The organism is Actinomadura litoris (assembly GCF_009733595.1).
Classification (GTDB): domain Bacteria; phylum Actinomycetota; class Actinomycetes; order Streptosporangiales; family Streptosporangiaceae; genus Spirillospora; species Spirillospora litoris.
This window is the reverse complement of the sequence record NZ_WOFH01000003.1, coordinates 483,134-502,110: the sequence shown is the minus strand read 5'-3', so window position 1 is coordinate 502,110 and position 18,977 is coordinate 483,134. Positions and strand designations below refer to the sequence as shown.

The 18,977-nt window shown below is 71.2% G+C and carries 15 protein-coding genes; 8 read left to right on the top strand and 7 right to left on the bottom strand.

What is annotated here, in order from left to right; translation table 11 throughout:
* Positions 1 to 45 precede the first annotated feature (45 nt).
* From GNZ18_RS09925 to GNZ18_RS09910, 4 genes are read left to right on the top strand one after another with little or no spacing between them, the layout of a single operon-like run.
* The gene (locus GNZ18_RS09925; protein WP_173390714.1) at positions 46 to 1,350 is read left to right on the top strand and encodes an extracellular solute-binding protein; all 1,305 of its coding nucleotides are present in this window, start codon (positions 46 to 48) and stop codon (positions 1,348 to 1,350) included.
* Between the two features lie 51 nt (positions 1,351 to 1,401).
* Positions 1,402 to 3,363, top strand: a complete 1,962-nt coding sequence (locus tag GNZ18_RS09920; RefSeq protein ID WP_216651225.1) for an ABC transporter ATP-binding protein — start codon at positions 1,402 to 1,404, stop codon at positions 3,361 to 3,363.
* Positions 3,360 to 5,147, top strand: coding sequence for an ABC transporter ATP-binding protein (locus GNZ18_RS09915; protein WP_216651224.1), 1,788 nt, complete (start codon positions 3,360 to 3,362; stop codon positions 5,145 to 5,147). The genes GNZ18_RS09920 and GNZ18_RS09915 overlap by 4 nt, the downstream gene beginning before the upstream one ends.
* A gap of 41 nt (positions 5,148 to 5,188) precedes the next feature.
* Complete coding sequence (locus GNZ18_RS09910) at positions 5,189 to 5,944, top strand: helix-turn-helix domain-containing protein (RefSeq protein ID WP_156215949.1); 756 nt, start codon at positions 5,189 to 5,191, stop codon at positions 5,942 to 5,944.
* A gap of 31 nt (positions 5,945 to 5,975) precedes the next feature.
* On the opposite strand, the gene GNZ18_RS09905 is transcribed toward GNZ18_RS09910, so the two are convergent.
* The 3 genes from GNZ18_RS09905 to GNZ18_RS09895 all read right to left on the bottom strand — a co-directional run bounded on the left by GNZ18_RS09905 (position 5,976) and on the right by GNZ18_RS09895 (position 8,933).
* Positions 5,976 to 7,283: an RNA polymerase sigma factor gene (locus GNZ18_RS09905; protein ID WP_156215948.1), complete on the bottom strand. Its 1,308-nt coding sequence runs from the start codon at positions 7,281 to 7,283 to the stop codon at positions 5,976 to 5,978.
* A complete protein-coding gene (locus GNZ18_RS09900) occupies positions 7,276 to 7,617 on the bottom strand; it encodes a YciI family protein (protein ID WP_156215947.1) in 342 nt (113 codons plus the stop codon). The genes GNZ18_RS09905 and GNZ18_RS09900 overlap by 8 nt, the downstream gene beginning before the upstream one ends.
* Before the next feature lie 149 nt (positions 7,618 to 7,766).
* The gene (locus GNZ18_RS09895) at positions 7,767 to 8,933 is read right to left on the bottom strand and encodes an epoxide hydrolase family protein (RefSeq protein ID WP_312874407.1); all 1,167 of its coding nucleotides are present in this window, start codon (positions 8,931 to 8,933) and stop codon (positions 7,767 to 7,769) included.
* 251 nt (positions 8,934 to 9,184) lie between these two features.
* Between GNZ18_RS09895 and GNZ18_RS09890 the strand changes: the two genes are divergently transcribed.
* Positions 9,185 to 10,414 carry a cytochrome P450 family protein gene (locus GNZ18_RS09890; protein ID WP_156215946.1) on the top strand — a complete coding sequence of 410 codons (1,230 nt, stop codon included), beginning with the start codon at positions 9,185 to 9,187 and terminating at the stop codon, positions 10,412 to 10,414.
* An 83-nt stretch (positions 10,415 to 10,497) separates the two neighbouring features.
* Here GNZ18_RS09890 and GNZ18_RS09885 read toward each other — a convergent pair whose 3' ends face one another.
* From GNZ18_RS09885 to GNZ18_RS09870, 4 genes are all read right to left on the bottom strand, one after another.
* Positions 10,498 to 11,472 carry an MDR family NADP-dependent oxidoreductase gene (locus GNZ18_RS09885; protein ID WP_156215945.1) on the bottom strand — a complete coding sequence of 325 codons (975 nt, stop codon included), beginning with the start codon at positions 11,470 to 11,472 and terminating at the stop codon, positions 10,498 to 10,500.
* Positions 11,469 to 12,833, bottom strand: coding sequence for an FAD-dependent oxidoreductase (locus GNZ18_RS09880; protein ID WP_312874406.1), 1,365 nt, complete (start codon positions 12,831 to 12,833; stop codon positions 11,469 to 11,471). Before GNZ18_RS09880 ends, GNZ18_RS09885 begins: the two co-directional genes overlap by 4 nt.
* Position 12,834: 1 nt before the next feature.
* The gene (locus tag GNZ18_RS09875) at positions 12,835 to 14,022 is read right to left on the bottom strand and encodes an epoxide hydrolase family protein (protein ID WP_312874405.1); all 1,188 of its coding nucleotides are present in this window, start codon (positions 14,020 to 14,022) and stop codon (positions 12,835 to 12,837) included.
* 117 nt (positions 14,023 to 14,139) lie between these two features.
* Positions 14,140 to 15,321 (bottom strand): acyl-CoA dehydrogenase family protein, encoded by a 1,182-nt coding sequence (locus GNZ18_RS09870; RefSeq protein WP_156215944.1) that lies wholly within the window; start codon positions 15,319 to 15,321, stop codon positions 14,140 to 14,142.
* Positions 15,322 to 15,781: 460 nt separating this feature from the next.
* Between GNZ18_RS09870 and GNZ18_RS09865 the strand changes: the two genes are divergently transcribed.
* From GNZ18_RS09865 to GNZ18_RS09855, 3 genes are read left to right on the top strand one after another with little or no spacing between them, the layout of a single operon-like run.
* Positions 15,782 to 16,624: a phytanoyl-CoA dioxygenase family protein gene (locus GNZ18_RS09865; protein WP_173390713.1), complete on the top strand. Its 843-nt coding sequence runs from the start codon at positions 15,782 to 15,784 to the stop codon at positions 16,622 to 16,624.
* Complete coding sequence (locus GNZ18_RS09860) at positions 16,621 to 17,958, top strand: hypothetical protein (protein ID WP_156215942.1); 1,338 nt, start codon at positions 16,621 to 16,623, stop codon at positions 17,956 to 17,958. Before GNZ18_RS09865 ends, GNZ18_RS09860 begins: the two co-directional genes overlap by 4 nt.
* 45 nt (positions 17,959 to 18,003) lie before the next feature.
* Positions 18,004 to 18,948, top strand: coding sequence for an iron-containing redox enzyme family protein (locus GNZ18_RS09855; protein ID WP_156215941.1), 945 nt, complete (start codon positions 18,004 to 18,006; stop codon positions 18,946 to 18,948).
* Positions 18,949 to 18,977: the final 29 nt, after the last annotated feature.

Below are 18,977 nucleotides of genomic sequence, written 5' to 3'. Positions count from 1 at the left end.
CGCCGCGGTCGAATCAAGGAGGACCCAGTGATGAATTCTGCTGTGTTGAGGCCCGTCGCCGCGGTAGCGGCCGCCCTTCTTCTCACCGCCTGCACCACGGATTCAGGCCCCGAGGCGGAGTCGCGGATAGGCGATTCGGGCGAAGTCACACTCACCGTGTGGGACCAGGAGCTCGTCGGCGGCCAGGACGTGCAGATGGAGAAGCTCAACGAGGCTTTTCACCGGAAGTACCCGAACGTGCGAATCCGGCGGGTGAAGCGATCCCTTGAGGATCTCCGGAAGGCGCTGCACACGGCGCGTGTGAGTGACAGCCCGCCTGACGTCGTCCAGGTGAACCAGGGACATGCCGATATGGCCCGGCTGGTGGCGGCCAAACGGCTTCGGCCCCTGGACTCCTACGACCATATCTACGGCTGGAGCAAGCGCTATCCGAAGGGGCTCCTGGACATCAACAGCGTCACCCCGGACGGCAGGACGGTCGGCAGCGGCAGCCTCTACGGCGTTTCCCTCAACGGCGAGATCGTCGGCATCTTCTACAACAGAAAGAAGCTCGCCAGGCTGGGACTGCGGCCGCCTTCCTCCTGGGCCGGGTTCGAGAGGGCGCTCGCCATCGCCAAAGACCACGGCGAAGTTCCCATCTCGCTGGGGAACCGGCAGCCGATCCCGGTGACGCACAGCTTCGGTGTCATCCAGGACCAGGTCGCGGGCAAGCGCGCGGTGCGCGACCTCTTCTTCGGCCGCGGCGGTTCGTGGACCGACGCGGCGAACCTCCGCGCGGCGCGGACCTTGCAGGAATGGGTCAGGCGGGGCTACCTGGTCGCACATCCCGGAAAGCTCGCCTACGACGACGACGCCTTCGCCGCGGGCGAGGGCGTTTTCCTTATCGGCGGCACATGGTTCGCCTCCGGCTTGGGCGAGCACATGGGCGGCGATGTGGGCTTCGTGCTGCCGCCGCCGGCGCGGGCGGGCGGGGCGCCGACCACCATGGGCGGGGAGAGCCTGCCGTTCGCGGTGACCGCCGAGTCCGAGCATCCCGACGTGGCGGCGGCCTACCTCGACTTCATCAGCTCGCCGCAGGCGATGGACGTGGTCACCGAGGCCGGGCTCCTGCCCGCGCTGAGGCCGCGGAGCGGGCGGCCCCGAACGGCGGTCCTCAAGGACGTGTTCGCCGCGTGGGACACGCTCAGCCGGACCGACGGGCTGACGCCCTACATCGACAACGCGACACCGACCTTCCCCGACGTGCTCGGCAACGCCCTCCTCGGGCTTGTGGCGGGCCGCACCGGCCCTCGGGACGGAATGGCCGAGGTGCAGAAGAACTATGCCGCCTTTCTCACCGCGAGGAGATGAGACGCCGCTCGCGGTTCGGCCATGGCGCCGCCCCGTCTGGAGGTCACGGACATGACGCAGGAACACGAGCCTCGGAACCCCGGTGGAATCCGCCGGTCCATCGGCGGCGTGAAGGCGATGAGCACGGCGATCCGCCTCGTCCGCGAAAGGTGGCACATCACCCGGTTGGCGCGCCGGGCGGGCGGTCCGCTGATCACCGTCACCGTCCTGGTGAACCTCCTGCTGGGCGTGCTGCCGGTGGTGTTCGTGGTCGCGTCCGCGGTCACCGTCGGCAGGGTTCCGGCGGCCGTCGGCGAAGGCGTGGGCTCCGCCGCCTGGGACAGGCTGCTCGATGCCTTCACCGTGGCGGCCCTGTCCTTCACGGGCCAGCAGGTGCTCCTGCCCGTGCGGGAATCGGTCGGCGAACTGGTCGCACGGCGCGTCGACGGCCGGTTGATCGATGACGTCATGGCCGCGGCGATGGGGACGGTGGGCATCGGAGCGCTGCACGATCCCCAGGTGGTCGCCGAGTTGCGGACCGCCGCCCGGGAGCTTGAGACGTGGGTGCAGAGCCCGGGGCAGGCCTGCGCGGGCCAGCTCGCCCTGATCGCCCGGTACACCCAGCTGGCCGGCCATCTCGCGGTCGTCGGCGCGGTCTTCTCCTATCCGGCCGCGCTGGGGCTCCTGGTCGCCGTTCTTTTGTTCCGGTACGGGGTGCGCGGCGGTCTGCGCAAATACGCGGAAGCCCGTTTCGCGCTCGATGACGCGGAGCTGAAGAACGACTACCTGAGGGCCCTCGCCATCGATCCCGCCGCGGCCAAGGAGATCCGGGTGTTCGGGTTGATCGGCTGGCTGCGCGGCTACTGGAGCAGGTCCTACCGCGACTGGCTGGCGCCCCTGTGGAATGCGCGCCGCCGCATCTTCCTCTGGCCGTTCGTGGTGTTCACCGGGTGCGGGCTGGCCGCGAGCCTGCTGGCCTTCGCCGTGCTGGGCTCGGAGGCGGCGGGCGACCGTTCCGCGCTGACGCTGACCGGTTTCGTCATGGTGATCACTGCCGCGCTCGGCGCCCTGTCCTTGGGCCAGGGATATCCGGAGTCCGACTTCCCGACCGCGGTCGGGATGCACGCCTACTACTCCGTCCAGCGATTCCTGCGGCATATCGACGCGGCCAGGGAAGCGGACATGGCGCCCCCCGCGCGGCTCGGCGGCGCGGCACGACGAGAGTCCGCGCCGATCCGGTTCGAGAACGTGGGCTTCACCTATCCCGGTGAGCGGCACAAGGTGCTGGACGGCCTCGACCTCACCATTCCGGCAGGCCGCTGCACCGCGCTGGTCGGCGTGAACGGGGCGGGAAAGAGCACGCTCGTGAAACTGCTGGCCAGATTGTACGAACCGACGTCCGGCACCATCCGGTCCGGGGGCGCCGACATCCGCGGCCGCCCCGTGCGCGCCTGGCGGGCCGGACTCGCCGTGATCTTCCAGGACTTCGCGCGCCACGAGATGTCCGCCGCCGAGAACGTCGCGTTCGGCGCCGTCGCCTACGAAGGCGATCGCGCCGGGGTCCGCGCCGCCCTCGCGGACGTCGGCCTCCTCGACACCCTTGAGGCGCTGCCGCGCGGGATCGACACCCCGCTGAGCCGCCACCTCGCGGGCGGGGTGGACCTTTCCGGTGGTCAATGGCAGCGCGTCGCACTGGCGCGGGCCCTGTTCGCCCATCGGCACGGGGCGTCGCTGCTCGTCCTGGACGAGCCGACCGCCAGCCTCGACGTCCGCGCGGAAGCGGGCTTCTTCGCGGAGTTCGCGCGGCTGGCGCGCGGCGCGACGACGCTGCTGATCTCGCACCGCTTCTCCACCGTCCGGCAGGCCGACCTGATCGTGGTGCTGGAGGACGGCCGGGTCGGCGAGCAGGGCACCCACGACCAGCTCATGGCCGCCGGCGGACGGTACGCGACGATGTTCGACCTCCAGGCCGCACGCTTCGCCGACACCGGCGGACGGGCGGAGGGCGACGAGCCGCTGGGGGTGCGGCCGTGAAGGCCACCGTGTCGGGCATCGGGAGGCTCACCGCGACCGCCTGGCGGGTCAGCCGCCGCAAGACGCTGACGGCCGTCATCCTCATGGTGGCGGGCACCGCGGCCGAGCCGCTGCTCGCGGCGTCCCTCGGGCTGATGACGGACGCGGTCGTCTCGGCGGACCCGGCCGCCGCCACCGCGTACGGCCTGTGGGCCGCCGGTTTCGCCGTCGCGACCCTGTCGCTCGGCAATTTCGCCCACGTGGCCTATTTCGAACTGGCCGAGCTAGCCGAGCAGTCCTTCGTCGAACGGCTCATGACGCTGTCCAACGGCTCAAGCGGGATCGAGCACCACGAGCGGTCCGACTTCGCGGACGAGCTGACCATTCTGGAACCGGAGAGCAGACGGTTCCCCGATGCCATGGAGGCGCTTTTCACCGGCTTCGGCCTCGTCCTGGCGATCGGTTTCACCGGCGTTCTGCTGGCCCGCGTGGATCCGGTCCTCCTGCTCCTGCCGATCGTGGCGGTGCCGCCCCTGCTCGCCGGACGGCGGGCGGAGACGATCATGGAAAGGGCGCGGGAGGCGACCGCGGAGCGCAAGCGCACCGCGCGCAACCTGTTCCGGTTCTCGACCTCCGCTCGGGCGGCCGGCGAGATACGGGTGTTCGGCCTCGACGAGCAACTGCGCCGCCGCCACACCGCGCTCTGGGAGTCGGCCAGCCGCGACCTGTGGCGCGCGGGCACACGCGCCGCACTGGTGCGGGCGGCGGGGCAACTGGTCTTCGGCACCGCCTATATCGGCGCGGTGATCCTGGTCATCCGGGAGGCGATCTCCGGCCGGCACAGCGTGGGCGACGTCGTCCTCGTCATCGCCCTCGCGACCCAGGTCAACCAGCAGGTCGCCTCGACGGTGGTCCTCCTGGGCGAACTGCTGCGGACGTCCAACACACTGCGCCGCCTGGAGTCGGCGCACGCCCTCGTCGCCGGCGACGGTGACGTGCCGGCGGAAGCGCATGCTCCGGAACGGCTCCGGAGCGGAATCGAATTGCAGGGTGTCGGCTTCGCCTATCCCGGTGGCGAAGCCGAGGCCCTGCACGATATTTCCCTGACCCTGCCCGCGGGTTCCGTCGTGGCCGTCGTCGGTGAGAACGGCGCGGGAAAGTCCACACTGGTCAAACTGCTGTGCGGGCTGTACCGGCCGACCGCGGGCCGGATCCTCATCGACGGCGCCGACCTGCGCCGGATTCCCATCGAGCGGTGGCGGGAGCGGATATCCGCCGCCTTTCAGGACTTCGTCCGCTACGAGCTGTCGGCCCGCGAGGCGGTCGGAGTCGGCGACATCTCCCGGATGGACGACGACGGCTCCGTTCTCAAGGCATTGCGGCGCGCCGAGGCGGCCGACGTCGTCGACCAACTGGAGGCGGGGCTCGACACCCGGCTCGGAACCAGCTACACCGAAGGCGCCGAACTGTCCGGGGGCCAGTGGCAGAAGCTCGCCCTCGGCCGGTCCTTCATGCGCGAAGCGCCGCTGCTCCTCATCCTCGACGAACCGACGGCGGCCCTGGACCCGGAAGCAGAGCACCGCCTCTTCGAGCGCTACGACGCCAGGGCCAGGACGGCCTCCGCGTCCACGGGAGCCATCACCCTGCTCGTATCGCACCGGTTCTCCACCATCAGGATGGCGGACCTCATCGTGGTGCTGCGCGACGGCCGGATCGTCGAAAGCGGTGACCACGCCACCCTGCTGGAAAAGTCCGGGCTCTATGCGGAGCTGTTCCATATCCAGGCCAACGCCTACACGAACTGAGCACCCATCGCATCACGCCCACCATTAAGGGGTCTGCTCTGATGGACCGAGAGGTCGTTCAAGCCATTGACCGGGTCATCCATGAGATCCATCGGAACCTCGGCGAACGCATCACCATCGACGACATGGCACGGATCGCGATGTTCAGCAAATTCCACTTCACCCGGCTTTTCCAACGGGTCACCGGGATCCCTCCCGCCCGCTTCCTGTACGCGGTACGGCTCCAGGAGGCCAAGCGGCTGCTGCTGTCGACCTCGCTGACCGTGACGGAGATCAGCACCATGATCGGCTATTCCAGCCTCGGCACGTTCAGCACGCGGTTCAAGAGCTGTGTCGGCCTCTCCCCCACCGCCTACCGCGAGTTGCGCGGCTTCACCCCGCAGATTCCCACCGACGACGGGCGCCGGACCCGCGGCCACACGGTCACCATCCGCGGCCGTGTGCGGTTGCAGTCGCCCGCGGTGCACGACCCGGTGTTCCTCGGCGTCTTCCCCGAACCGATCGCCCAGGGGTCGCCGATCCGATGCGCGTTCCTGCGGCGCCCCGGCCCTTTCGTCCTGGACCGCGTCCCGCAGGGCACCTGGTACCTGCTGGCCCAGGCGGTGCGGGCGGAATCAGAGACCGGCCTCGACGACGGTCCGCCGAATATCGGCGTCCACGGTCCGCTGTCGGTTCGTCCCGGGAGCGTTCACACGGCGATCGACCTCCGGCTGAGACCGAGCCGGCCGCTCGATCCCCCGGTGCTCCTGGCCCTGCTGGACGTCCGGCAGAAGGCTCTCAGCGCGAGCGCCATCTGACGCGCCGGAAACGGCCGGCCCGTTCGCGGCCTCAACGCTCGGTCGGCCGGTCGTCGCGTCCCCCGGGACGGGCGTCCCCGAAGAGTCGGGGCGAGGCCGTCGCGACGGCCGCGGTGAGTTCGGCCGCGCGGTCGAGCAGGGCCCGGCGCTCGGGTTCACCGTCCGCGCTGGCCGCGGCCTGGCGGAACAGGTCCGCGGCGCGGTCGCGGTCGCCGACCCGCTCGGTGAGATCGGCCTGCGCCGCGACCGCCAGCGGGTGATCGTCCAGTTTGCCGCCGGCCCTGGCCTCGGCCAGCAGGCCCAGCCCGACGCGCGGACCGTGCGCGTAGCCGTGCGCGACGGCCCGGTTGAGCGCGACGATCGGGGACGGCTGGATCCGGGCCAGGACGTCGTACCACCCCGCGATCGCGGCCCAGTCGACGGACTCCGGACTGGCCGCGGTGGCGTGGCAGGCCGCGATCCGCGCCTGGAGGCCGTAGGGCTCGTCCGCCCGCGACCGCGCGAGCGCCTGGAGACCCTCGTCGATCAGGGCGCGGTCCCACCGGGACCGATCCTGCCGGTCCAGCCGGACCAGCCTGCCGTCCCGGTCGCGGCGCGCGGCGCGCCGCGAGTGCTGGAGCAGCAGCAGCGCGAGCAGGCCGGACACCGCGGCCTGCTGCGGGAGAAGGGTCCGCAGGAGCCGGGTGAGCCGGATCGCCTCCTCGGCGAAGGCGGGCTCGCCGTCGGCGTCGTACCCCCGCGTGAACAGCAGGTACAGCACGCCGAGGACGCCGGGGAGCCGTTCGGCGAGCGCCTCGCCTCCGGGCACCTGGAACGGGATGCCCGCGTCGGCGATCTTCCGCCGGGCGCGGGTCAGCCGCCGGGTCATCGCCGACTCGCTGACCAGGAAGGCCCGCGCGATGTCCGCGGTCGGAACCCCGCAGACCGTGCGCAGCGTCAGCGCGACCCGCGCCTCCAGGGCCAGGGCCGGATGGCAGCAGGTGAAGATGAGCCTCAGCCGGTCGTCCTCGACGTTCTCCGCGGCGTTCTCCCGGGCGGCCGGGACGTCCGGCCCGGTGAGGCTGAGGGCGGCCAGCTCGCGGAGCTTGCGGCGCTCGACGGACGCGCGCCGCAGCACGTCGGTCGCCCGGTTGCGCGCCACCGTCATCAGCCAGCCCTCGGGGTTGGCGGGCACGCCGTCGCGGGGCCAGCGCTCCAGCGCCTGGGCGAGCGCCTCCTGCGTGCAGTCCTCGGCCAGCGTCCAGTCGCCCGTGACCCGGATGAGGACGGCGACGATCCGCTCGTGCGCGCCGGCCGCGGCGGCCTCGACGGACGCCGCGGCCGACCGCGGGTCAGTCATCCGAGGCGTGGTCCAGGTCGAGGAAGGGCCGCAGCTCCAGCTGCCCGAGGCGGGCCATCGGATGGGCCCGCGCGATCTCGATCGCCTCGTCGAGGTGCTCGCACTCCAGGATGTCGAAGCCCACGATCACCTCTTTCGTCTCGGTGAACGGTCCGTCGGAGAGCAGCAGCTCGCCCTTGCGGACGCGGACGGTGGTCGCCGACTCCGGCGCCGCGAGGGCGCTGCCCAGCACCCGCCGGCCGTTGCCGTCGACGTCGGCCACCCAGCGTTCGATGTCGTCGCTCTTGTCCTCGTCCGGCTCGCTGTCGCTGCACACGAACATCATGAACTTCATGATCACTCCTCTGTGCCTGATTCTTCTTCGCCTAGATGACGAACGAGGACCGCCGATCCGGACAGCTTCACGCAGAGATATCGCCCCGTTCCTCAAGCACTGGGCCGAGGACCACCCGCCCGAGACCCCAGTGTCGCATTCAGCGTGCGTCACCGTCCGCCGTCACGGGGCAGAGCACGGGCGAACGACCGTACATCGCGGACGAACAGCTCCGGGTCCTCCAATGCCGGGAAGTGACCCGCGTGATCCCATTCACTCCACTGCACGATGTTCGGGAAGCGGGTCCGGGCGATGCTCCGGACGGGGAGCGCCGCGTCGTACGGGCATGCCAGCACGCCGAGCGGAACCGCCAGCGGAGGCTCGTCCGCCGGGGGGCGGCCGGAGTCGGGCAACCGGTCGGCCAGTTCGAAATAGAGCTGCGCGGACGAACCGGCGGTGCGGGTCAGCCAGTAGACGGAGACGTTGGTGAGCAGCCGGTCCCAGCTCACCGACCTCTCCCCCGGGCCGGTCCATTCGTGGAATTTCTCGGCTATCCACGCGAGCTGCCCCACCGGGGAGTCGGTCAGCCCGTAGGCGAGCGTCTGGGGCCGGGTGCTCTGCACCTTCATGTATCCGGCCTGCCGGTTGTACTCGGCCATCAGTTCCAGGCGCCGGGCGTCCTCGCCGGTGAGGTCCCCGGTTCCTCCCGGCCCGTTCGGCGGAGGGGTCAGCAGGAAATTGACATGCGCGCCGAGGACTTCGCGGGGGGCCAGGGCGGCGAGGGTGAGGGAGATCCAGACGCCGAGGTCGCCGCCGTGCGCGGCGTACCGGGGATAACCGAGGCCCCGCATGAGTTCGGACCAGGCCCGCGCGATGCGTTCGACGTCCCAGCCCTTCTGCCGGGTGGGTCCGGAGAATCCGAAACCCGGCAGGCTGGGAGCCACGACGTGGAAGGCGTCGGCGGGGTCGCCGCCGTGCGCCCGGGGATCGGTGAGCCGGTCGATCACGTCGAGGTACTCCACCACCGAGCTCGGCCAGCCGTGGGTCATGAGCAGCGGCAACGCGTCCGGCTCGGGTGAGCGGACGTGCACGAGGTGCACGTCCGCGCCGTCGATCTCGGTCATGAACTGGGGGAACCGGTTGAGCCGCCGCTCGGCCGCCCGCCAGTCGAACCGGTCGCGCCAATGGTCCGCGAGCCCCCGCAGGTAGCCGACCGGAACGCCGCTCTCCCATTCGCCGGCCGGCGCCTCGCCGGGCCAGCGGGTGAGTTCCAGCCGTTCCCTCAGATCGTCCAAGTCCGACCGGGGAACGGCTATTTCGAAAGGCTCGATCTTCACAATCTTTCTCCCTGGTCCACGAGATAGCCGATCCAGCACCGAAGCTAACACGGGCACCGGCCGGCGGCGGGACGGCGAATCATCTACGCAAAATGCGAGAAAATCAAGGCCGATTTCGATTCGAGCTGATAGCGCCCGCAACGCGCATATTCAGAGAAGATTTCGAACTTCGGCGTGGCTACTTTTACATCGGCAGGCGAAAGACAATGGACAGCTGAATCTGCGGCCGGGTGGAACCGGCAGGAGGAGACATGGCGCAGCGAACGAATCCGATCGTCCTCGACCCGACCGGTCGGGATGTCCATGCCGAGGGTGCCCGGCTCCGCGAGCAGGGGCCGGTCGCCCAGGTGGAACTGCCCGGCGGCGTGCGGGCCTGGTCGGTGGTCGGCTACGACGCCGTCCAGCAGGTCCTGGTGGACCCCCGGTTCGCCAAGGACGCGCACAAGCACTGGCCCGCGTTCGTCAACGGCGAGATCAGCGAGGAGTTCCCGCTGATCGGCTGGGTGCTGATGGACAACATGACGACCTCCGACGGCGCCGACCACACCCGGCTGCGCCGGCTCACGGCCAGCGCGTTCACGGCGCGGCGCTCGCAGGCCATGCGGCCGCAGGTCGAGAAGATCACCGCCGAGCTGCTGGACGACCTGGCCGCCGCGGACCCCGACGAGGTGGTGGACCTGAAGGCGGGCTTCGCGTACCCGCTGCCCACCCGCGTCATCTGCGACCTGTTCGGCGTCCCCGAGCACATGCGCCGCGACGTCATGCGCGGCGGCGAGGTGAACACCGAGACGACGCTCACCCACGAGGAGGCGGTCGCCAACGTCGAGCAGTGGCACGGGGCGATGCGCGAGCTGATCGGGATGAAGCGCCGCGAGCCCGCGGACGACCTGCTCAGCATGCTCATCGCCGTGCAGGACGAGGACGGGTCGCGGCTCAACGAGTCCGAGCTGGCCGGCACCCTGCACCTCATGCTGGGCGCCGGATCCGAGACGACGACGAACCTGATCTCCAAGACCGTGCTGGCGCTGTTCGCCCACCCGGAGCAGCGTGAACTGGTCCGGTCGGGCCGGGTCCCGTGGGCGGACGTCGTCGAGGAGGCGCTGCGGGTCGAGTCGCCGATCGCCCAGCTGCCGTTCCGGTTCACCACCGAGGACGTCGAGATCGCCGGGGTCACGATCCCGCGCGGCGACCCGGTGCTCATCGGCTTCGCGGCGTCCGGCCGGGACCCCGAGCGGCACGGCGCCGACGCGGACCGCTTCGACATCACCCGCGCCGACAAGCAGCACCTGTCGTTCGGCCACGGCGTCCACCACTGCCTGGGCGCCCCGCTGGCGCGGATCGAGGCGAGCGTCGCGCTGCCCGGCCTGTTCGAGCGCTTCCCCGACCTCGCCCTCGCCGAGCCGCCGGAGGGCGTCGAACCGCAGGGCACCTTCCTGCTGAACGGCGTCGCGGCACTCCCGGTCCGCCTCAACCACCGCTGAGCACCCCGGCGGACACCGCCGCCGAACGGAAGGATCCCGACCCCGAAGTCCCGGGGTCGGGATCCTCTTCGCGGCGGCCGCTCTCACAGCCTGAGCACGACCTTGCCCGTGTGGACGCCCCGCAGCTGGTCGGCGGCGGCGGTGATCCCGTTCTCCAGGCCGTCCACGACCGTCTGGGCGATCACCACCTCGCCCTCGCGCACCCAGCGGGGGAACTCGGCCTCGAACCGGGGCACCAGCTCCGGGTGGTCGAAGGTGTAGAAGCCCAGCAGGCTCAGCCGCTTGCCGATCACCGCCAGCATGTTGCGCGGGCCGTGCGGCCGCCCGGACCGGACCTCCTGGGTCGCACCGCACATGACGATCCGCCCGCGGGGCCGCATCGCGTCGATGGCCGCTTCGAGGTGCGCGCCGCCCACGCTGTCGAAGCAGACGTCCAGCTCGTCGAGGTGCGGCCGGATGCCCGCGTGGTAGTCGAACGCCGCGTCGTACCGGAGGGTCTCGGTGACGTAGGCGGCCTTCTCGGGCGAGCCGACCGCGCCGATCACCCTCGACGCCCCGCGCAGCCGGGCGATCTGCCCGGCGATGCTGCCCACCCCGCCGGCGGCGCTCGACACGAACACCGTGTCGCCGGGGCCGACCCGGGCGAGTTCGATGCCGATGTAGGCGACGATGCCGAAGCAGAGGTGGTGGGTCAGCGACGGGTAGGCCGCCGGGTCGACGCGGCGGAACTCGGCCGCGTCCGCGAGCGCGTAGTCGCGCCAGCCGAACCGGTGCCACACGACGTCGCCGGGGCGCAGCGCCGCGTCCGCCGAGACGACGACCTCGCCGACCGCGTCCGCCCAGAGGGGGGCGCCCAGCTCGAAGTGGGGGATGTCCAGCCGGGAGAGGTCGTCCATCCGCAGCAGCGAGCCGGGGTCGATCGACATGAACATGTTGCGCACCAGCACCTGGCCCGGTGCCGGGTCGGGCACGGTCACCTCCACCAGCCGCACGTCCCCGGGATCGGGTATCCGCTGGGCGGGACGGGACACGAGGCGCATCTCGCGACCGCGTCTCATGACGGCCTCACCTTCGCGGGGGCCCGCGGATCCGGCTCGTCGCCCCGCCCTCCGAACAGCACCTTCCGCAGCACGCCCGGACGCATGATCGACTGAGGCGGTGCGACCAGCCCGGCGACGCGCAGGAACGCCTCGGTGAGGGAGGGGTCGTGGACGGCGCCCGCCCGGAGCCTCGGGACGTAGGCGTTGGCCAGCCGGACGCCGAGGGCCCGCCGTCCCGTGGCCTGCGGGAAGCCGAGGTCACCGCCCGCGGCCAGCGCCCACGGCGCGTCGTTCGCGGCGGCCAGGCTCCGGAAGAACCGCCGCGGGTCCGGCGTCCCGCCGCCGCGCAGGTGCCCGGCCAGGACCTCCGCACCGATCGCCGCGACCGTCATGCCCTGCGCGTAGACGGGATTGAACGAGCAGGCGGCGTCGCCCACGGCCAGCAGACCGCGGGGCGGTTCGGCCGACTTCTCATAGCGCCGGCGGACGCTGGCGGGGAAGCGGTAGGACACCGGCCGGTCGAGCGGGACGGCGTCGCGCACCGCCGCGTGGATCGTCGGCACCGGAAGCCGCGCGGCGAACCGCAGGAACCCCTCGTGGTCGGTGGGAGGCCGGTCGCCGAAGAGCCCGTAGAGCGACAGCGAGTAGCGATCGGCGAGCCGGGCCAGCGTGCCGCCGCGAGGGCTCGCCGGTGTCGCCACGCACACCTCGGCCACGCCGTCGCCGATCGGGTCGGGATCGAGCGGGCCCAGGAAGTCGCAGGTGGTGTAGGTGAGGTCGATGCCGACCCGCTCCTCCGGAGGCTCGGGCAGGCCGAGGCTGCGCAGCCAGGCCGGCAGGCGGGAGGCCCGGCCCATCGCGTCCACGACGAGATCGGCGCTGACCTCCCTCTCCCCCTCGGCGTCCCGGACGCGGACGCCCGTGACGTGGTGGCGGTCGGCGGCGAGCAGGCCGAGGACCTGGGTCTCCTCACGGAACGAGACGTTCTCCAGCGCCCGCACCCGCCGCCGGACCCGCTGCTCCAGCATCGGCCGGGACGCCGAGACGCAGGTGAGCCCGGTCGGGGTGCGGTGCATCATCCGGCCGTCGAAGTACCAGGTCAGGCTCGTCCCGAAGTCGCCGACCGGGACGCCGTCGGCCGCCATCTCGGCCGTGATCCCGGGGAACAGGCCCTCGATGATCTCGTGTCCGCGGGCGAGCAGGCCGTGCACATGGCGCCCCTGCGGGACGGTCCGCCGGGGGTCCGCGGAGTCGGCCAGCACGTCGCGGTCCACGACGAGGACCTCGGCGTACTCGTCCGCGAGGACGCGTCCGGCGAGCAGCCCCGCCATCCCCGCTCCGAGCACCAGCGCTCGTCCGGTTCTCGTGTGCGCGCCCACCTCACGCCCGCCTTCCGGCGCGGGCGGCGGAGGGGCGCGCCGCGAGGGCGGCGGCGAAGTCCCGCAGGTCCGCGACGAAGGCCCCGGGCTCCTCCAGGGAGGCGAAGTGACCGCCGCGCGGATGCTCGCGCCACTGGACGATCCGCGGATACCTGCGTTCGGCCAGCGCGCGCACCGGGGGCGCCGGGTCGTCGGGGTACACCGAGACGGCGAGCGGCACGTCCGGCGGCGGCGGGGCGGCGGGACCGCCCGGCATCTGCTCGGCCGTCTCGTAGTAGAAGTGCGCGGACGAGCCGCCGGTGGCGGTCAGCCACGTCAGCGTGACATTGGCCAGGATGTCGTCGCGGTCGATGACCTCCTCGGGCCGGTCGGTGCAGCCCGACCACTCCTTGTACTTCTCGACGGCCCAGGCGAGCAGCCCCACGGGCGAGTCGGTGAGCGCGTAGCCGATCGTCTGCGGCCGGGTCGACTGGACCTTCATGTAGCCCGAGCCGTTCGTGAAGAAGGCCCCGAGCCGGTCGAGCCGGGCGATGTCCCGCCCGTCCAGGGCGGAGAGGTCGTCCTCCTCGGAGGGAGGCGTCACCAGGAAGTTCACGTGCGCCCCGGCCACGGCGGGATCCGCCCCGGCCAGCGTGAGGGCGACCCACGCCCCGAGATCCCCGCCCTGGACGAGGTAGCGCCGGTATCCGAGGCCGCGCATGATCCGCGCCCACGCCTCGGCGGTCCGGGTGAGGTTCCAACCGGGTCGCCTGGTCGGCCCCGACAGGCCGAAGCCCGGCAGCGTCGGCAGGACGAGGTGGAAGGCGGGCCCGGTCGCACCGTGGGCGGCCGGGTCGGTGAGCGGCCCGATGACGTCGAGGAACTCCAGCACCGATCCCGGCCAGCCGTGGGTGATCAGCAGGGGCACCGCCCCGGGGTCGGGCGACGGGACGTGCAGCAGGTGGAGGGCGGTGCCGTCCACCTCCGTGAGCAGTTGCGGATGGGCGTTGAGGCGCGCCTCCACCCGGCGCCAGTCGAAACCGTCCGACCAGTACGCGGCCAGTTCTCGCAGGTACGCCGGCGGGACGCCCCGGGTCCAGCCGGCGCCGGGGATCTCGTCGGGCCAGCGCGCCGCCGTGATCCGGCGGCGCAGGTCGTCCAGGGCGGCTTGGGGGAACGCCACCGAGAACCGTCGGAAGATCTGCTGCACTGTTCCTCCCCGATCACTGGTTGAGGCCGAGCACGGCGCGGGCCGCGGGCGCGCGGGTCACAGGTACGCGGGTCACAGGTACGCGGGTCACAGGTACGCGGGTCACAGGTACGCGGGTCACAGATACGCGGTGTTGGGTTCGAGCCCGCAGAGCACACGGCCGTACAGTTCGGCGTTCGTGTGCGGGTGCATCAGCGCGTGCTGGTTGAGGGCCTGCACGTCGCGCCGCATCCGCTGGACGGGCGCCGTCCTGTAGAGCGAGGTCGCGCCGCTCGCGGTCGCCACCGTGTCGACCGCCCGCTCGGCCAGCTGGAACACCCTGCCGAGCGCCGCCCGCGCCGACACGCGCTCGGTGACGTCCCAGGGCTCGTTCGCACGGCCCTTCCGGTCGAGCCGGTCGGCCAGGCGCCCGGCGTGGAAGTCGGCCTCGTCGGCCAGGTAGGTGGCCTCCGCCACCTGGAAGTGCGTGAGCGCGGCGTCGCGGCGGCTCTCGTACGCGGTGTAGGTGATCTTCCGTCCGGGCAGTTCCTGGAGGAAGCCCGCGACGGCCGCGCGGGCCGTCCCCGTCGCGACGCCGATGAAGCACGCCGAGCCCGTCGCCATCATCGGCGCCCGCCACACGGGCGAGTCCAGGTTGAGCCGCGTCGCGTACCGCTCCTGGAGGACGGCCGGCATCGGCAGCACCCGTTCCGCCGGGACCCGCACCCCGGAGGCGACCGTGGTCACGCTCGCCGTGCCGCGCAGCCCCGCCGTGTACCAGTCGTCGACGATCTCCAGCTCGGCCATGGGCACGAGCGCCATCACCGGCCACATCTGCTCCCCGCCCGGGGCGGGGGCCATCGCGAGGACGATCTGCCACCCGCTCTGCGGTGCCCCGCTGACGAAGCTCCACCGCCCGTCGATCACGAGGTCGGTCCCGTCGGGACGGCCCGTGCCGCTGGGGCTGAGGACGCCGCAGACACGCACGCCCGCCTCGCCGAACACCTCGGCCTGGACCGGGTCGGGGAACAGGCCCGCGAGCCAGGAGCACATCGACCACACGGCGGTGTTCCACGCCGCGGATCCATCGGCGTGCGCGATCTCGGCGATGACCTGCTGGAGGGCGGCGTAGTCGGTCTCCAGCCCGCCGTGCCGGGCGGGCACCCGCATGCGCAGCGCCCCGCTCTCCGCGAGGGCGTCGAGCGCGTCCTCGTGCAGCCGGCGATTCTCGTCGGCCCATTCCGCGTGGGCGCGCAGGGCCGGCAGCGCCTGTGCCACCCGGTGGCTGAGTTCGGTGTCGGGGAGGTCGGTGAGAGTCATGGCATCCTCGGTGAGTTCGTGGTCCTCGGGGACCGGGGTGCGAAAGGCGGGCCGTCATCCGCGAGCCTGAGTGCCGCGATGGCGGATATTGCGGGCGGCCGAAATCCCGCACCTGCAACAGGTCATGCAAGCCGTTTTCCGTGCCAATTGGACCCGACCTCCTACATCGGCCGGGAGCATCCGTTCTGAGCGGCCGCGGCGATGGCGGTCAAGGCACTTCGCCATCATCGTCCCGCGTTTTCCTCCACTGCTTCTCCCATCATGCCGATCGGACGGGTGAAGCGGTTTACGGCGCACTACCAGGAGTAATCACAGGCCGTGCACGCTGGCCCGATACGCAATTCGAGAGAAGCGGTCATTGTGCGCACACGGCAGGATTGCCAGTGTCGAACGAAGGCACTCATCGGGGCCGACTCAACCGACACCACCAGAGGCGTGAATGCCAGAGAAGATGAGCACGATGCACATCCGCCCGCTCACCTCGCTCCTGTTCGAGCGGTACCAACGGGACGGCTTCCTGCTACTGCCGCCGGACTTCCTTTCCAGCGGCGTCCTCCAGGACGCCATCGCCTTGATGCCGGAAATTCTGAGAAGCGACGACCCGAGCCGGGTCCTCGAACGGGACAACGCCACCGTACGGTCCGTCTATGGGCTGCACCGCACCTACCCGCAGGTGCACGCGATCACCCGGCACCCCCTGCTCCTCGGGGCGGTCGAGCAGCTGGTCGGCGGCGGGGTGTACGTCCACCAATCGAAGATCAATTTCAAGGCGCCGTTCTCGGGCGACCAATGGGAGTGGCACCAGGACTTCGTCTACTGGTTGCAGAACGACGGCATTCCCAAACCTGACCTGGTCAACGCCTCGATCTTCCTCGACGAGGTCACCGAGTTCAACGGGCCGCTCACGTTCATTCCCGGCTCGCATCGGCGCGGCGTGTTGTCGGGGAAACTCGCGGACGGGATGCCGGCGGGTTATGAGGACGCGCCCGCCTGGGTCTCCACGCTCACCGCCGAGGAGAAATTCAACGTCGACACGTCCGTGATCGATGATCTCGCGCGGACCAACGGGCTCGTCAGTCCCAAGGGGCCGGCGGGCTCGGTGCTGCTCTTCCACCCCAACCTGCTGCACGCGTCGGCTCCCAACCTGTCGCCGTTCAGGCGGACCGTGCTGATTCTCGTCTACAACAGCGTCGCGAACACCTCCGGCGGGGTGGCGAACCCCCGCCCGCCATTTCTCGCCGACCCGGATGTACGCGCGCTCCGACCGCTGGTTCCCACCGCGACCGAAGGGATGCCGAGGTGACCGGGGCCATCCAATTGATCATTCCGAACAGCGCCGAGTACTTCCTGCGCGACCCCGATCTCAACCTCATCGGGGACGAGCGGGCCGGCGTGGTCCGGTTCAGCGGGACCTATGAGTGCGAGCACGCGGTCTTCTGGACCGACGAGCCGAGGGTGGTCCTGCTGCCGCGGGGCGTCGACGACCGCTGGTTCCGTGACGTCCACGCCGCGCTGGGCATCGCCGCTCCGCCGTACGTGGCGCCCGCGATGCGGAGCGGGCTGCTGGTCGAGGACCTCCTCCGCGACGGGGCCGCCCAGGCCGAGCTGCGCGGCCGGCTGGCGACACACGACGTGGTGCGGATGCAGCTCGTCGGCCCGACCGAGGAGATCTACCAACTCGCCGCTCTCGTGCGCGGCTGGGGACACGAGGTCGAGCTGGACTGCGTCCCGGAAAAGGACTACTGGGTCAGCCTCTACCTCGACTCCAAGGTCAGCGTGCTGGACATCGCCCGGCAGACACCGTCCGTCCAGGTGGCGCCCGGGATGCTCGTCAGCAACTGGACGGAGCTGCGCGGCGCCCTCACCGCGATGCTCGCCCGGCACGGCCGGGTGATCGCGCGCACCGCGTACGGGGTGGCGGGCGACGGCTCGGGCGTCGTCGGAGGCGAGCCCGGCGGCGTCGACGCGTTCCTCCACAACGCGACCCGCGACTCCTTCTTCGCCTTCCCCATCCTCGTGCAGCGGTTCGTCGAGCATGCCCCGGATGTCGGCTGCCCCGCGGCCGACATCCTGATCGGCGAGGCCGGAGTGGAGGACGTGGTGCTGTGCGCGCTCACCGTCGAGCACGGCTACCTGTTCCGGAGCGTGGACGTCGGTGACGGGGCCCTGCCGCCCGCCTGGGGCGAGCGGCTGACCCGCGCCGCGCACACCGTCGGCGCGACCGCGCACGGCCTCGGGTACCGGGGCTGGATGTGCATCGACTGCGTGGCGGGCACCGACGACCGGCTGTACGTCACCGAGATCAACGCCCGGCGCAGCGGCTCCCTGCACGCCGGCGGGCTCCTGCGGATGTGGAAGGCCGAGCGGCAACTCACCCTCTCCGCGCATTTCACGATGGGCATCCCGGCCGGGACCACTTACGAACAGCACATCCGGCCGGTGTTCCAACGGCTCTGGGCGGACGGCGTGCGCGCCTATCCGACGAGCGTCCGGGGGCTCCACTGGGACGAGCCGATGATCGCGGTGATCGCCGCCGCGCCGACCCGGGCCGAGGCGCGTTCGATCGTCGCGCGGATCGAGGCCGAGATCCACACGCTGTCCCGCGGCGGCTCCCCGGAGCTCGCCGACTCCGCCTAGGCCGGTGCGGAACACCGGAGGACTCCGACGCCAGAGGAGGTCGAAATGATCAGAACGGATACCGGGCCCGCGCTGTCGGACGCCATGTTCGCGAAGGCGTTCCCGGGCGACGGCTCTGCACCCGACATGGAGACGCGCCTTGCCTTGATGACCAGGCTGCACGGCCACTATGCCGCGTACCTGAGCGGCCCCGAATCCTTCGAACGCATTCCCCGGCTCGACGCCGGCCCCGGCATCGGACGCATCGAGAGCGACTGGCTCCGCTGGGAAGACGCGCAGGTCGCCGAGGACCGGCTGCCGTCCGACCCGGAGGCGTTCCGGCAATGGTTCCGCGCTCTCAGCTCCGACCATGTGCAGACCGCGTTCTGCCGCTATATAAGGGAGGAGGCGTCCCTCCGGGAGATAGCGCTCTTCTTCCTCGCCGAGGAACTGGTGGACGGCAGGTTCGACGATCTCGTCGCGCTGGTGCAGCTGGGATCGTCGGGTGCCTCCAAGCTCGTCATGGCCGAGAACTACTGGGACGAGATGGGTGAAGGAGACCTTGAGCGGATGCACACCCGGCTGTTCGACCAGTCCGCGCGTTACATGCGGGAGCAACTGGCGAACGGCGATGTCGACACCCGCGAACTGGAATGCGCGGAAGTATATGAGAACGCCTCGCTGACCCTCATGTACGCGGTGCACAGGCATCTGGTTCCCCGGGCCTTGGGCGCGATGGGTCTGATGGAGCACAGCGCCCCGCCCCGTTTCCAGGCGATGGTCGACGCCTGCACGCGTTTGGAGGTCCCGCCGAGCGTCATCGAGTACCAGCACATTCACGTGCACGTGGACGAGGACCATGGCGCGGAGTGGCTGGACCACGTGCTCGTGCCGCTCGTCCGCCGCTCCCCCGCCGCGCTGCGCGAGGTGAGCATGGGCGTGCTGACGCGCGAGCGGGTGGCGAACGCGTACTACACCCGCGTCTGGAGCCGGATGAAGGCCGTGGCCTGACGCCCCGCCGCGAAAGCCCGCGACCCGCT